This is a genomic window from Lysinibacillus agricola (genome assembly GCF_016638705.1).
GTDB lineage: Bacteria > Bacillota > Bacilli > Bacillales_A > Planococcaceae > Lysinibacillus > Lysinibacillus agricola.
Genome location: NZ_CP067341.1, coordinates 3,954,947 through 3,970,425, shown reverse-complemented (window position 1 = coordinate 3,970,425; position 15,479 = coordinate 3,954,947). Strand labels below are relative to the sequence as shown.

The following is a 15,479-nucleotide window of genomic DNA, read 5'->3' as shown; positions in this document are numbered from 1 at the left end:
GCTGGTAAACTAACCAGTGAGCTGTTTTTTTTGGGCTAATCGCCCAAATGCTCGACCAAAATCGAGCATAAAAACCTTCTCTTATCTTATCTAACAACAACATACAATTCTTTTCTAAAAGGAATTATAGAACGTGTATATTTTTTATTCCTAGCTCTTCTCGAATATGGTAAAACTCCATATTTTTTTTTGAAATTTGACCCATAATATTTCTTTTTATTTCGTTGCCAAACCCAATAATTACAAACAAATTCTTCTCCGCCACCTATAGTGTTAGCCAACGTACGAAGATAACCTTTAAAAACATATTTGTCTTTCTTCAAAAAATCTATAATAAACCCTAAAGTAAACAACAAAACTATAAAAATAACTCCATAAATTAAAAATTTGATAAGTGTACTTATTAATAAAATAATAACATCAAATGGTAGTAAGTTTTGTAAATAATCTGGTATCAAGACTTGTAGTTTATCTGATATTAAATTTTGTAGTTCATCCATTAATTTTTAACTCCTTTACAATCATTTTTCGAAATATAATAACGCCAATCCGATTGAACTAAATCATAATTTTTCTCTGTTCGATCCAAGTCAATATCTTCGTCTGAAATTTTCTCTTCTCGCTCTTGTTCTTTCTCTTTTCCTTTAACATCTTTCGTTTGGTTTTTTGAGCGTTCCAAGCTAATTTCATGCCTTCACCTCATCATTTTTGCGTAGTCATACTCTTAATAAGAGTATAGCACATTATACTCTTGTGCCTTCTCAATGCGGCATATGAGGAAAAGCAGAAAACGTTAGCTTATATGAAACCAAAGGAGAGAGAGGTCTTTGAGCAAAGTCTTCATGATGCAACAATAGTTAGTATTCGCCGTAATGCTACTCAAGTGGAATTAACATTTGATATGGCAGGAGGTTTTACTGCAAAATCAATTATTTCTCTGACGTTTAAATAAGTGAGGTAGGTCAGGTAGAACCAGAGCAGTTTTATATTTACGATGAGCTCAGAAAAACAGCGAATGGAATGGCACTACGTGTTATTTTTGATTGTCCAGAAGTGGAATGGACGATTGAAGCAGAGGAGTTAGACGCTGAATTTTATTATCGCCCAAAAACATATAGTGATTTTGCTGAAAACGGTAATTTTCCTGCGTACGTTCAAACATTGCAGCTAGAGCATGGCTTAACCTTTATTACACCGCAATTGAAAAAACGAGTAATCGGGATTCAGCAACACGCACCGTTTTTAATTTTAGAAAATAGCTATCTATATGAAAATGATCAAGGTGTTATTAGACTGGGCGACTCCTTGGGTCACAGATGAGACCCTGGAGCGCAGCGGATGTTTTCTGTGCGAAAGCGAAGCGGCAGCAACAACAAAAGCGGCTCATCGGACGCCCCCAGCAAAGCGCTCAGTCGGAATGGAAATCAACCCCACGTTATGGTGATGGGCTTTCATTATTTGATATAGCGCTTTCTATAAATAATTTATCTTTTCAACGCATGAATGGTATTGTAAGATGAAATAGACTCCATATGATTGCCTTTTGCAGGAAAGGATGTTATCGATGATCCAATCTTTATGGCAAAAGTACAAAAAAAGTATGTTGCTCCCCAGCATACTTGTAATCGGTGGACTTTGTTACTTCTTTTTTTCGAGTTCTGACTCTTCACCTCCCCAAGAAGAGCTCATCGAAACAATCCAACCTATTGAACAACATGAAACGAAAGAACCTGTGGATGAAGCGGTCATACAGCAGGTATTTGTTGATATAAAGGGTGCTGTTATGTATCCAGGTGTCTATGAGCTACAGACTGACCAACGAATAATAGATGCGGTACAGCTAGCGGGTGGTTATACTCAGGATGCTGATACGCAACTCATTAATCATGCGCAAAAAGTTCAGGATGAGATGGTTATTTACATTCCTATAAAGGGTGAAAAACTAGACGAAATTACCTCTAATATTTTGACGATGCCTACTAGTGGAACATCACAAGGTGACAATGGTATGAAAGAACAAAAGGTCAATTTAAATAAAGCAGATGAAGCAACACTTACGACCTTATCAGGTATTGGTCCATCAAAGGCTCAAAGCATTATTTCCTATCGTGAGGAGAATGGTAGCTTTAAAACAATTGAGGACTTAAAAAAAGTGAGTGGTATTGGCGAAAAAACGTTTGAGAAGTTGAAGGATTTCATTACAGTTAATTAATGACAGCAAGTGATGAGATATTGACGACTCTTTTCAAAAAGGGCTACACTGTAGTAGAAAAGTGACTGTTGCAATTAAGGCACAGTTTGTTAATCAATTTTTGGAGGTAGTCATATGGAGCGAATTACTTGGGATCAATTTTTCATGGCGCAAAGCCATTTACTCGCATTACGTAGCACATGTACAAGACTGGCAGTAGGAGCAACTGTCGTTAGAGATAAGCGAATTATTGCAGGTGGCTATAACGGTTCAATTACAGGTGATGAACATTGTATTGAAAAAGGCTGCTATGTTGTTGATAACCATTGTGTGCGTACAGTGCATGCTGAGATGAATGCACTGCTACAATGTGCTAAATATGGTACGCCTACAAAAGGTGCAGACTTATATGTTACACATTTCCCGTGTCTGCCATGTACGAAATCTATTATTCAAGCAGGTATTGAACGCGTGTATTACGCTACCGATTATAAAAATAACCCTTATGCCCAAGAATTATTTGAAAAAGCAGGTGTAGAGGTTGTACACGTTCCGTTTGATGAACGTAAAATCGACTTTTTAAGCGACGAAAAATTAGCCTTGTACATAGACATGCTAAACGAGCTTCGTGAGAGTGGTATGCCTGCAGAAAAATTGCGCCCATATGAACAGAAGGTGAGCGCATTATTTGGCAAAAAGCTTTAAAGCATAAATGGATTTACGTAGCACTAGCTGTACTTGTTGCTGCAATAGCGGCACACAAGTCAGCTTGGCTACTCGCTATTCTTCTGCTTTTCGCATTATGGCTTAATTTGAAAGGTGAAACACGATTAATTTCAGCTCTTGTTATCGTTAGTGGATTTCTTTCCTATTTCTTCATCGTTACATTTCAATTGACGGAACCTTCCCCTCTACCGTCAACATTCCAAATAACTTGGTCGAGTGAATATAAAATAAATGGTCAAAAGCTTAGAGGCTTTGTAAAAACTGAAACAGGTGAGAAGCTGTATGTTGTCTATACATTTTCATCAGAAGAAGAGAAAAGCTTTTATGAAACTACTTCATTAACAGGCAGGACCTATCTAGTTCAAGGAGAACTTATAGCACCACCTCCACCTGCACATACGTATGCGTTCTCTATGGAAAAATATTTGATAAGTAAAGGTGCTAGAGGAATATTTGAAGTTTCAAGCTGGACCTTTATAGAAGAGAAAAAATCCATTCTTTCGTTTCTTGCTAAACAGAGACACTCTATGAAAAAACATATTGAAACAACATTCCCGGAGTCACTAGTTGCTGAGGCACAAGCACTTCTAATAGGATCACAGGATCAGGTCGATCAGGAGCTTCAACGAGCCTATCAAAAGCTTGGCATCACACATCTATTTGCTATCTCTGGTCTGCATGTGGCGCTTGTCTCATGGTTGTTTTTTGAAGGTCTTCTACGTATAGGCGTACGAAAGGAAATGGCGACCTTAGTTTTACTCATCATTTTACCTATCTATGGGGTGATAGCTGGTGGTGCTCCTTCCGTATGGCGTGCAGTATCTGTCGTAGAATTAATCATGCTAATGCGTTACGCTAGGTGGCAAATATCGATTGATGATGCCCTAGCAATTAGCTTTCTTTGCTTTGTCCTACTTGAACCAGGTGTCATTTATCAGATTGGCTTTCAATTGTCATATTTAGCGACGGTTAGTCTTGTCTATTCAGGTATCATTTTAAGCCTATCCACGAACTGGTTGATCCGTTCATTTTTCATTACATTTGTGTGCCAGCTTCTTGTTTATCCATTATTACTCCATCATTTTTATGAAATTTCTATTTCTTCATTTTTAGCAAATATTATTTTCGTGCCACTGTTTTCCTTTGTTATTTTACCTACAAATATTGTAATGCTTGTTGTAACGTTTTTATCGATGCCGGTAGCAAAAATTTTATTTGTAGTGTACGAGCCGCTCCGTGTTTGGCTTACGAAATTCATTTTATATCTCCAGGAATTGCCGTTTCAACTGTGGTCGCCAGGAAAACCTGCTATATGGCTCGTTTGTGTGGCGTTGATAAGTGTATTAGCAGGCTTCTATTTTATCGAGATAAAGCATTATGGTAAATTTGCAGTTGTGATTGTCATTCCTGCATTATGTATTCATCTTTCACCGATGCTTTTTAATGAAACAAAACTTACATTTTTAAACGTTGGACAGGGTGATTGTACCGTTATTGAATTACCGTTTAGAAGGGCTGTATATGTTATTGATTCAGGCGGCTTACTGCGCTTTGAGCAGGATATTTGGAAGACGTCAGAAAGCCCATATGAGGTTGGGAAACAAGTTGTTGTACCGTTTTTAAAGGGAAAAGGGATACGAGACATTGACATCTTTATCGCCACTCATGCGGATGCCGATCACGTAGAGGGAGCTGAAGAGGTTTTGCAAGAGATTAACATGCATGAAATTCATCTCACTCCTGGTTCAATGGAAAAGCCTGCAATGCGGGATTTACTGATGGAAGCCAAAAAGCAAAAGGTTCCAGTAAAAGAAAAGATGCATGGGACGACTTGGCGTATAGGAAATACTAGCTTTCATTATTTATGGCCCCGTGACACCGATTATGAGGGGAATGATGATTCAATTGTTTTATATATGCAACAGGGGGCATTTCGAGCATTGTTAACTGGTGACTTAGAGGAGCATGGTGAACAGGAGCTTATCCATCTTTACAACACGCAATTAGCGGGTATGACGTTGTTGAAGGCTGGACATCATGGCAGTAAAACATCTAGTATTGAGCCATTTGTAGAGCTGTTACGGCCTGAATTAACCATTTTTAGCGCTGGGTTCAATAATCGCTATCATCATCCACATGATGAAGTAGTCGAGCGTTTTACGAGTCGAAATTTATCTACTTTAACAACTGGAGTAGATGGGACTATTGAAGTGCGAATTCGCGGAAATAGTTGGTCTGTACAAAAGGAAAAAGACCTTGTCCAAAAATGAGCAAGGTCTTTTCCTTCGTACATTACGATCAATTATCTAGCTACGAATTCTACTATCATTGCGATGATAAACATAAGTGTAAACACACTAAATGGTATAATGAAGCCAACTGCAGAGTCGATTGCGTCATTACGTCTGCATTGTATGTTTTTTCCTTCAAATGGATTCATTGCTATCCCTCCAGTTCTGTTATTTATTATAAGACATCATTTTCATAAAAGCTATATCGAAAAGGAGAATTCGTCGTGTGGCAAAGAATCGACACAATTCGGTCAAAGTCACAAAGGAATTCAAATCATGTATACTAGTAGTATTGCTAGATGGAGGGAAAATTATGATTTCAACGGTTTGGAACAAAATCAAAAAAGGGGAGCTCTCACCAGTTTATATACTCGTTGGTGAGGAAAGCTATTTTATAGATGAAACAGTAAAACGTTTAAAAGAGGCAATAGGGCCTGAAGAAGAGATAGAAATGACAACATTTGATTTAGATGAAATGCCAGTAGATGTCGTTATGGATGAAGCAGATACAATTCCTTTTTTCTCTGAGCGAAAGCTTATCATTGCCAAAAACGCATCCTTTTTAAAGGCAACTGAAAAGGGAAAAGAAAAAATTGACCATGATGTAAAGCGCTTAGAGACATGGCTTGCAAACCCTTCCGATTTTTCAGTAACAGTTTTTATCGCACCTTATGAGAAATTGGATGAACGTAAAAAAGTGACAAAGATGATGAAGGAACATGCGTTATTAGTCCAAACCGAAACACCAAAGGAGCAGGACTTAGCTGTGTGGATTCAAAGTCTAGTCAAAGTAGAAGGTAACAGCATAACGCAACATGCGATTGAGCAGCTTGTCGCAATGGTTGGCCCGAATATGTTACAGTTGCAAATGGAAATTGAGAAGCTAACTCTTTATTTAGGAGATGGCGGAGAAATTACTGCTACGTTAGTCGAGGATTTAGTGGCAAAAACGTTAGAGCAGGATGCCTTTAAAATGTTAAATGCTTACTTTGCGAATGACTCAGTAGGGGCATTGTCTATTTATCACGATTTACTACGTCAAAAGCAAGAGCCCATCATGCTTGTTGGATTGCTTGCATCAAATGTACGTACGATGTCCAATGTATTTTATCTATTAAAAAAGGGCTATCACCCACAGCAAATTGCAAAAAATTTAAAAATACATCCTTATCGTGTCAAGCTGATGGTAGAGCAGCGTAATCGTCCATCAGAGGAAAGCTTATTGAAGGCATTGTATCGGCTAGCAGAGGTCGATTTACAGCTGAAAACAGCGAGGGGCAATCGTGAGCGTTATTTAGAACTCTTTTTACTGCGTCAACTTTAAGACTATAAAAGATCCATTGGTGGAGCTGTCCAAAGCAATATGGGCAGCTCTTTATCGTCATCATTTGGCAAGCACAATTCAAAACCGGAATGCAATATGTAAGAAAGCGAAGTGCTAACGAAGCGACAGCAGCAATGTTTATCTGTGCGAAAGTGAAGCGACAGCAACAATGTTTATCTGTGCGAAAGTGAAGCGACAGCAACAATGTTTATCTATAAAAATAAAAAAGACCAGCTACTCCGAATAGAGTATACTGATCCTTTATAACAATTACGCTTTTTTAGCAAGGCGAGACTTTTTACGAGCCGCCGCGTTTTTGTGGATAAGTCCTTTTGAAGCTGCTTTATCTAAAGATTTGTAAGCTGCTTGTAAAAGGTCTTGTGCGTTTTCAGCATTAGCAGCAACAGCGTTTTCAGCTTTTTTCACTGTAGAACGCATTGCAGATTTAGCTTGAGAGTTAGCAGCGTTAGCTTTTTCGTTAACTTTTACGCGTTTAATCGCAGATTTAATGTTTGGCATATCTTTCACCTCCTAAATTAGGTACGAGATGATAACTTCTCATTGATTTCTTGTGTCAATACAACAAAAATCATTTTAACAAACGCTTGACCAAATTGCAATAGATAAATGCAAAGAATATTTACTTGACAGTTTGAACAAACTATTGTTGAGGTGAACTGTATGCAAAATTTAAATTGGCAACGTACGGATTTAATTGATGAGTCTGAAGAAGTTGTTTTACATCAAACAAAAGAGCAAAAAGATACACTTAAAGAATCGAGTGGTATTCAAATTGAAGATTGGAGTGCTGGTCGGATAAAAATCACTGATGTGCTCGTTAATGCAGAAGGTGAGAAGCAAATTGGTAAGAAGGAAGGGCAGTACATTACACTTTCCGTACCTACGTTGACGCTTGATGATAAAGATGGGTTTGAACAGCTTGAAAAAGAATTACTTGTGAATTTTAAAAAAATGCATGAATCCATGTCATGGGAAGAAGATGACAAAATTTTAATTATTGGTCTAGGAAATCGTACCATTACACCAGATGCTATAGGACCATATCTCATTGATCATTTGCATAGTTTAGATGTAATTGATGAAAAATTCGTCATGTATGCGCCTGGTGTAACAGGACAAACAGGATATGAAACTGGTGAATTTGTAGCGGCATTGGCAGAGCGACTACAGCCGAAATTAATTATTGTCGTAGATGCATTAGCAACAAGAGCTAGTGATCGCTTATGTAAAACAATTCAATTAACGAATACAGGAATACATCCGGGTTCAGGCGTAGGAAATAAGCGTAAGGAAATTTCATATGAGATGCTTGGCATTCCTGTTACCGCAATTGGAATCCCAACGGTAGTTGATGCACCTGTATTAATTGCAGATGCTGTAGAGTTAATGCTACGTTCTATAGCTGCAAGAGTGGCAGAACGGAGTAAACCTTCATCAAAATTGTCATTGTCGTCTTGGCAACCAGATATAAATAAAGAACTTGATATGTCTTTAGTAAAACCGATTTTTGGTGAATGGGCTACATGGTCCAAAGAAGAGCGTCAGCAATTGTTTGCAGAGACTTTTGCAGGCTCACATACACAGCTGATGGTTACGCCAAAGGAAGCTGATTATTGGATAGATAATTATGCAAAACTCGTGTCATCTATGCTTATGAAATGGGCAAATAATCTATAATTTTTTTCGTTCTAAAAGACACCTCCCCTCCATACGATAAGGGGAGGAGGGTGTGACTTTGCTAAAAAAACTACAGTGGTCATTTGGTTTATTATTGTTCTTCTTCGTATTACCTGTCATTGCTGGGCAACTTCCGTTCAACAAGCAAGCATCGACTCCGATTAAAGAACCAGAGGATAAACAAGTCGTGTTTGCCGCTACTAATTTACCCGAACAAAGTGCACTGGAGCAGACAAAAGAGCAAGAGCAAACAAACGAGCAGACAAAAGATCCATTTAAAGTATTGTTAGTATTTACGCATTCACAGGAAGCATATCAACCAATGGTGAAAGTTGTTAGCGGGAAAGCGGCCGTTTATGATGAAAAAACAAATATTTTTAATTTAAAAGATACGATTTCTAAGCATTTTAGTATGAACGGTATACAAACGGACGTTTTAGATGTTGATGTGATGAAGGAATTAAAACTTCAGAAAAAACTTTTTCCAGATGCTTACAACGTCGTTCGTCCTTATTTAACAAAACGTTTAGAAGAGCAATCTTATGATTTAGTCATTGATTTGCATCGTGATTCTGCTAAGAGAAATGCGACAACGATCACACATAACAATGAATCATATGCACGTATTGCAATTGTCGTTGGCGCAGAGCATAAAAATTATAGATGGAATACTGCTTATGCAGAAAGTCTATCTGCTTCTATGAATGAAATTGTTCCAAAGATTTCTAGAGGAGTTATATCTAAAAGTGGTGACAATGTAGATGGACGCTATAATCAGGATTTAACAAAAGAAATGATTTTAATCGAACTAGGTGGAATTGATAATACAGAAGAAGAATTGAATCGTACAATTGCCATAATAGGAAAAGCCATAGCAAAATCCTTCATTACAGAAAAACAAAGTTAAAATGCCAGGTGTGTTGATTAACCATTCTTATACATTCGAATGAATTCGAAGAGCTTTTGTATAGCCTCCTTTTAGCCAATTTTTTGTGAATGCGTTTGAATTAAGAATATTGGGCAAAGAAAATGAACGATTGTTAGAAAAATTAGAAAAAGTAGTTGTTAAGACTTTAATTTATAATTTTTGAGTTGGTTCATGAACATTTGAGTTGTGAAAGTTTTGTATATGCAATAGGCGAAACACGCTTTTCAAGCATCTACCATTTTGGAGATGCTTTTTTGCTGTATAAAATATGAAAACGTTTAATTTAGCCTTCAAAAAGTTGAAACATTATACATATGAAAGCTTTATTTTGTTGTTAAGGTGATAAAAGGAAAAAATTTTCTAAGATATCATTTTATATAAACTTTTATAGATACTCATCCGTCATTTATATAAGTAAATGCATGGATGAATAGTTATTAAAAGGAGACGATGTTTAGCTTTATCTAAAAAATGTTGAAAAAGTTTATAGATTATTGGAAGAAAAGGAAGGAATATTATGTCAGGCAAGACATTCAATCATCGTTATATCCCCGGGCTAGATGGGATTCGAGCTTTAGCAGTACTAGCTGTTATTGCTTATCATTTTAACTTCAGATGGGCCAGCGGAGGGTTCCTTGGGGTTGATATCTTTTTTGTTTTATCAGGTTACTTAATAACCTCTACTATTTTACCTTTAAAAGGAAATCGGTTAACAGTAGGATTGGGAAAATTTTGGATTGGACGGTTTCGACGCTTACTACCTGCTGCGTACGTAATGATCATTACTTCATTCGCTTGGGCGACCCTGTTTCATAAGGAACTTCTCAGTACATTGCGCGGAGATGCAATATCCTCTATTTTTTATTCAAGTAATTGGTGGTTCATTTTTCATAAACTCTCTTATTTTGATAGTTTTGGATCCCCTTCACCTTTAAAAAATTTATGGTCTTTAGCCATTGAGGAACAATTTTATCTTATTTGGCCGATTCTGTTAATGCTTGGGCTTTATCTTAAGAAGCAGAATAAATTAGCCATTTTTATCTTTATTGGTGCATTATGTTCAGCTGTGTTAATGGGCTTACTGTATGAGCCTGGAGCTGATCCGAGTCGTGTATATTACGGGACAGATACGCGTTCCTTTGAGTTACTAATAGGCTGTTGGCTAGCTCTCGTTTGGCCGATGAAAAGATTATCGTCACAAAAACTATCTACTGACCATATCAATAAACTAAATGCTATAAGCTTGGTTGCTTTTAGTATTTTCATTTTAAGTATTATTTTTGTAGATGAATATCAAACTTTCTTATATAGAGGAGGCATGTTCCTATTCTGTTTGAATGCAGCTATATTAATAGCGTGCGTTTGCCATCCTATTAGCTTCTTAGGGAAAATACTGTCTTTGAAGCCTCTACGTTGGATTGGTTCAAGATCGTATGGAATTTATCTATGGCATTATCCGATTATGGTGTTAGGTACTCCAGTCCATGAAATAGGTAATCCTTCGTACTGGCGAGTTGTTTTACAGCTAGTTCTGATTTTGATAATTGCTGAATTATCTTATCGTTTTATCGAAATGCCTATACGGAAGGAAGGATTCCGCTCCTATTATCGACAGTATCTTGTATTTAATAAAAATAAATGGGGGAGCTTTACGTTGGCTAGAAAAATTTCAACGGTGCTCATTCCTCTATTCCTTTTAGTATTCTTTACTGGAATCACGGGTGTTGTAGGAGAAGAACAAACGGAGTCAAAAGAGTCCCAGCCAACAGAAATTAAAATAAATGGTGGGGAACAATCGCCTAAACATAATGATTCCGTAATGGAAAAAACCTCAGAAAGCGATTCATCGAAAGTGGAGAATGAAGAAGTCGAAACTAGTCTTCAACCGGACATAGAAGAGCCTGAGCAGGGGGGGGAATGACTCAACTGCTAACCCTATAAATGAATCTTATAATGGAATATTAGCCATTGGAGATTCTGTAATGATAGATATTGCTACAAGCTTACATAAGATCTATCCTAACATTACAATTGATGCAAAAATTGGTCGCCAAGTTTCACAGGCTGTCAAACTGGCACCAAATTATGCTAGTTTTAATCAGCCAAATAAAGCAGTTATTATTCAACTTGGCACGAATGGTTTCTTTACGAATGATCAGATTGATGAACTGCTTGAAGCTTTCTCCAATGCCGATATTTATTTAGTGAATACTCGGGTACCACGTTCTTGGGAAGGTAAAGTGAATTATTCTTTACAACAAAAAGCTCAAGAGCACGATAATATTACACTGATTGATTGGCATTCAGCTGCCATCAACCATCCAGAGTTTTTTGCTCCAGACGGCGTACACCTAGAACAAAAAGGTATTGATACGTTGACGAATCTAATTCAACAATCAATAGATAAATAAGTCGGTAATAAAATAGCTAGCGTGCACCATGCTAAAGGTGTAGCTGGCTATTTTTATGTTAAGCGAATAGGAAAAATCACTCGCATTTTCATTAGTTCTAGTTAACAACTCTTTATCGCTTTTCGCATTATTTCGCAGAGGAAACAGCACACTCTTTAGAATAACCATTGATTTAACAGCATTTATGCCGTTCAATTGTTGTGGTTTGTATAAGGTTCATAGTATAATTCATTATAGTTTAATTAGGAGTGGAAAAGATGAACCGAGAAGCACGTTTAAAAAGACAAGAGAATATTCGAAATTTCTCTATTATCGCACATATTGACCACGGGAAATCAACGCTTGCTGACCGTATATTAGAGCAAACGAAATCACTAACCTCTCGTGAAATGAAAGCACAGCTACTCGACTCAATGGATTTAGAGCGTGAGCGAGGCATAACGATTAAATTAAATGCAGTACAATTAAAGTATGAAGCTAAAGATGGCGAAGTGTATACATTCCATTTAATCGACACACCAGGACATGTCGATTTCACATATGAAGTATCACGTAGTTTAGCTGCTTGTGAAGGTGCAATTTTAGTTGTCGATGCAGCACAAGGCATTGAAGCACAAACACTAGCAAACGTTTACTTAGCGCTTGATAACGACCTAGAAATTTTACCTGTTATCAATAAAATCGATTTACCAGCAGCAGATCCAGAACGCGTACGTCAAGAAGTTGAAGATGTAATCGGGTTAGATGCTTCTGAAGCGGTTTTAGCTTCTGCTAAAGCCGGTATCGGGATTGAAGATATTTTAGAACAAATTGTAGAGAAAGTGCCTGCACCAACTGGTGACCCAGAAGCACCGTTACAAGCCCTTATTTTTGACTCTGTTTATGATGCTTACAAAGGTGTTATTATTTCCATTCGAATCATGAATGGTACAGTAAAACCTGGCGATAAAATTCGTATGATGGCTACTGGAGCAGAATTTGAAGTTATTGAAGTTGGTATACACACACCGAAAGCAGTACCACAGGATGAATTAACAGTCGGTGACGTAGGTTATTTAACAGCATCCATTAAAAATGTCGGTGATACTCGTGTAGGGGATACTGTAACATTTGCAAATCGCCCAGCAACTGAGCCATTAGCAGGTTATCGTCGTTTAAATCCAATGGTTTACTGCGGATTATATCCAATCGATACAGCGAAATATAATGACTTACGTGAAGCGTTAGAAAAGTTAGAACTAAATGACTCTGCACTTCAATATGAGCCAGAGACATCACAAGCGCTAGGATTTGGTTTCCGCTGTGGTTTCTTAGGGCTTTTACACATGGAAATCATTCAAGAGCGTATTGAGCGTGAATTTAACATTGATTTAATTACAACCGCACCTTCCGTTATTTACAATGTTCATATGACAGATGATACATCAATAAAGGTTGATAACCCTTCATTAATGCCAGACCCTCAAAAAATCGATCGAGTGGAAGAACCATATGTAAAAGCTACGATTATGGTACCGAACGATTATGTTGGAGCGGTTATGGAGCTTTGTCAAATGAAACGCGGTAATTTCATGACGATGGATTATATCGATACAACACGTGTCAGCATTATTTATGAAATGCCGTTATCAGAAATCGTTTATGATTTCTTTGATTATTTAAAATCAAATACGAAGGGCTATGCTTCATTCGACTATGAACTCATTGGCTATCAAACTTCAAAATTAGTGAAGATGGATATTTTACTAAATGGTGAACAAGTCGATGCACTAAGCTTTATCGTACACCGTGACTTTGCATACGAACGTGGTAAAGTTATTGTAGAAAAATTAAAAGAATTAATCCCACGCCAACAGTTTGAAGTCCCAATTCAAGCAGCAGTTGGACAAAAAATTGTCGCTCGTTCAACAATTAAAGCGATGCGTAAAAACGTTTTTAGCAAAATGTTACGGTGGGGATATTTCCCGTAAACGAAAACTTCTTGATAAACAAAAAGAAGGTAAAAAACGTATGAAACAAGTAGGTTCAGTCGAAGTACCGCAAGAAGCGTTCATGGCTGTTCTGAAGATGGATGATTCGAAGTAATTCAGTAATATCAATGGTTTAAGGGGAATTAAGAGGGAATGCAACAGCATGGAAATTAGGCATTCTCCACCAATTCCCCACCATTTTAAAAATCCTAAGCAATACTATCAAATATATGCTGCGCCTCTCTAAAGACCACTCAGTTCAAGACGAGTGGTTTTTTGTATTTGATTAAAGTAAATGGAAAAAGATATCCAAAATAATTTTATATGTGTATTATTAAGCTAACGAGTATTTTTAATGTAATAAGAAAAATATGAGGGAGGTATTATATTATGCAAAAATTAAAGAAATCTTCAAAGGATAAGATGTTACTAGGCATTTGTGGTGGGGTTGCAGAATTTTTCGGCATATCTTCTATAATCATTAGATTAATATTTATCTTTACAAGTCCAACATCTATTATTGTGTATTTAATTTTAGCAGCGACTTTAGAAAAAGATAATAAATTATATTAAATCATCCATTCTTAGTCTAATGAGAATTTCGGTAAAATAATCCATATAAAGACTACTCCGTGATGGGTGGTCTAAATTTTTTTCCTCTATCAAATCCCCACCATATGTAGAAAATAAAGCTCGATAAAATCAAAATGTCCCTGAATGAAATTAAATAAAAAAAATAACCGACAAACCCTTATATATCAAAGGTTTAACGGCTATACATAAATACAAATAGATACACCTGAATATAGCATTTCTATAGGAAGCATTCATGGCTGTTCTGAAGATGGACGATAAGAAGTAACGTTGATATAACAACGTTTATGCCACTGTTTTTAAATTGTGCCAGCAATTTATAAATCTTTTGCAATGGAATCAAAAATATCAGCAACATCTCTGTTCAAGCCCAGGCTCAAAATTAATTGAGTATCTGGGCTTTAGGGAGAGAATGAAAATGGCTATCAAAAATTGGTTTTTAATCATCACTGATTAGTTTATTTATTAATTCTGTGCCAGTGTCATTACCGTTTACAGTTATTCGGCTTAAAGCATACTGATTATCGCCCAAAGTAGCGTTCTTATTTTTAATGACAAACCCCAACTTAAACCCAGCAGCTTTTGCTAATTTTAATGTAGCTTCGGATTTACTGCCAAAGGGGTAACTTATAGCAATAGGTTCGTATCCTAACTTTTCTTTGATTATTTTTCTGGAACGAATAAAGTCGTTTTTAACCCTTTCTTCAAACTCTTCTTGTTTCTCTAGTTTTCCATTAATGTAACTAGGACCATATAAAGCACTATATTGTTTATCATTACCTGAGGTTAATTTATAATGCGAATCCCAACTATGGCTTTGGATAGTAATATAATCTTTCATCTCTCTTAATTGATTCCAATTCATCTTTGGAATTTCATTGGAATGGGTGTTTTTTTCATTTTTTTCTAGGATACGGCTAGTGATTACAAAGATTTCAGCATGCATATTGTATTTTTTTAAAATTGGATATGCCATTTCATAATTGCTTAAATACCCATCATCAAAGGTTATTAGTACTGGTTTTTTGGGTAACTTTATATTACCGTTTAAGTAATCATATAATTGTTGGATGGTAATAGTATTGTAGCCGTTCGCTTTAAGTGATTTAATTTGACTTTCGAAATTTTCTGGCGAAATGACTACATTGTTATTCACATTTTTTTCTAGATGGTGGTACATTAGTATTGGGATTTTCTCATGGTTATATGCATTGATGGAGTAAGGTTTCCAACACGATACAAAGTAAATAATAACTAAAATAATTATTTTCTTTTTCATATACACACCCTTTTTTTGTCGTTTGGCTCCTATATTAATAAGAGCATTTACTCTATTTTAGACAAAT

15 protein-coding genes and 2 pseudogenes are annotated in these 15,479 nt (G+C 36.5%); 12 read left to right on the top strand and 5 right to left on the bottom strand.

What is annotated here, in order from left to right:
• Positions 1-86: 86 nt before the first annotated feature.
• Positions 87-500 carry a hypothetical protein gene (locus FJQ98_RS19785; protein ID WP_053596238.1) on the bottom strand — a complete coding sequence of 138 codons (414 nt, stop codon included), beginning with the start codon at positions 498-500 and terminating at the stop codon, positions 87-89.
• Positions 500-679: a hypothetical protein gene (locus FJQ98_RS19780; protein WP_053596239.1), complete on the bottom strand. Its 180-nt coding sequence runs from the start codon at positions 677-679 to the stop codon at positions 500-502. The genes FJQ98_RS19785 and FJQ98_RS19780 overlap by 1 nt, the downstream gene beginning before the upstream one ends.
• Before the next feature lie 72 nt (positions 680-751).
• Here FJQ98_RS19780 and FJQ98_RS27640 point away from each other — a divergent pair, with 72 nt between their 5' ends.
• From FJQ98_RS27640 to FJQ98_RS19750, 6 genes are all read left to right on the top strand, one after another.
• Positions 752-952, top strand: coding sequence for a DUF4085 family protein (locus FJQ98_RS27640; RefSeq protein WP_053596240.1), 201 nt, complete (start codon positions 752-754; stop codon positions 950-952).
• Positions 949-1,320 (top strand): DUF4085 family protein, encoded by a 372-nt coding sequence (locus FJQ98_RS19770; RefSeq protein ID WP_082340249.1) that lies wholly within the window; start codon positions 949-951, stop codon positions 1,318-1,320. The genes FJQ98_RS27640 and FJQ98_RS19770 overlap by 4 nt, the downstream gene beginning before the upstream one ends.
• Positions 1,317-1,520, top strand: a complete 204-nt coding sequence (locus FJQ98_RS19765) for a hypothetical protein (protein ID WP_053596242.1) — start codon at positions 1,317-1,319, stop codon at positions 1,518-1,520. Before FJQ98_RS19770 ends, FJQ98_RS19765 begins: the two co-directional genes overlap by 4 nt.
• 44 nt (positions 1,521-1,564) lie before the next feature.
• The gene (locus FJQ98_RS19760; protein WP_053596243.1) at positions 1,565-2,212 is read left to right on the top strand and encodes a helix-hairpin-helix domain-containing protein; all 648 of its coding nucleotides are present in this window, start codon (positions 1,565-1,567) and stop codon (positions 2,210-2,212) included.
• A gap of 114 nt (positions 2,213-2,326) precedes the next feature.
• Entirely contained in the window at positions 2,327-2,896 is a 570-nt protein-coding gene (locus FJQ98_RS19755; RefSeq protein ID WP_053596244.1) for a ComE operon protein 2, read from the top strand.
• A 107-nt stretch (positions 2,897-3,003) separates the two neighbouring features.
• Positions 3,004-5,187: a DNA internalization-related competence protein ComEC/Rec2 gene (locus FJQ98_RS19750; protein WP_241774614.1), complete on the top strand. Its 2,184-nt coding sequence runs from the start codon at positions 3,004-3,006 to the stop codon at positions 5,185-5,187.
• A 32-nt stretch (positions 5,188-5,219) separates the two neighbouring features.
• Here the strand turns inward: FJQ98_RS19750 and FJQ98_RS19745 are convergent, their stop codons facing one another.
• On the bottom strand, positions 5,220-5,357 hold the full coding sequence (locus tag FJQ98_RS19745; protein ID WP_075807307.1) for a YqzM family protein: 138 nt from the start codon (positions 5,355-5,357) through the stop codon (positions 5,220-5,222).
• Positions 5,358-5,521: 164 nt separating this feature from the next.
• On the opposite strand from FJQ98_RS19745, the gene holA reads away from it, so the two are divergent.
• A complete protein-coding gene (gene holA, locus FJQ98_RS19740; RefSeq protein WP_201406733.1) occupies positions 5,522-6,532 on the top strand; it encodes a DNA polymerase III subunit delta in 1,011 nt (336 codons plus the stop codon).
• A 270-nt stretch (positions 6,533-6,802) separates the two neighbouring features.
• Here holA and rpsT read toward each other — a convergent pair whose 3' ends face one another.
• On the bottom strand, positions 6,803-7,051 hold the full coding sequence (rpsT, locus tag FJQ98_RS19735; protein ID WP_053596247.1) for a 30S ribosomal protein S20: 249 nt from the start codon (positions 7,049-7,051) through the stop codon (positions 6,803-6,805).
• Positions 7,052-7,213: 162 nt separating this feature from the next.
• Here rpsT and gpr point away from each other — a divergent pair, with 162 nt between their 5' ends.
• The 5 genes and pseudogenes from gpr (at position 7,214) to FJQ98_RS19710 (ending at position 14,112) form a co-directional block, all read left to right on the top strand.
• Positions 7,214-8,230, top strand: a complete 1,017-nt coding sequence (gene gpr / locus FJQ98_RS19730; protein WP_053596248.1) for a GPR endopeptidase — start codon at positions 7,214-7,216, stop codon at positions 8,228-8,230.
• Between the two features lie 52 nt (positions 8,231-8,282).
• The gene (spoIIP, locus tag FJQ98_RS19725; protein WP_241774615.1) at positions 8,283-9,137 is read left to right on the top strand and encodes a stage II sporulation protein P; all 855 of its coding nucleotides are present in this window, start codon (positions 8,283-8,285) and stop codon (positions 9,135-9,137) included.
• 538 nt (positions 9,138-9,675) lie between these two features.
• Positions 9,676-11,569: pseudogene (locus FJQ98_RS19720) on the top strand (acyltransferase family protein).
• 257 nt (positions 11,570-11,826) lie between these two features.
• Positions 11,827-13,654 (top strand): annotated as a pseudogene (lepA, locus tag FJQ98_RS19715) (translation elongation factor 4).
• 275 nt (positions 13,655-13,929) lie between these two features.
• A complete protein-coding gene (locus FJQ98_RS19710) occupies positions 13,930-14,112 on the top strand; it encodes a PspC domain-containing protein (protein ID WP_053596251.1) in 183 nt (60 codons plus the stop codon).
• Positions 14,113-14,572: 460 nt separating this feature from the next.
• Here the strand turns inward: FJQ98_RS19710 and FJQ98_RS19705 are convergent, their stop codons facing one another.
• On the bottom strand, positions 14,573-15,412 hold the full coding sequence (locus tag FJQ98_RS19705; protein ID WP_053596252.1) for a polysaccharide deacetylase family protein: 840 nt from the start codon (positions 15,410-15,412) through the stop codon (positions 14,573-14,575).
• Positions 15,413-15,479: the final 67 nt, after the last annotated feature.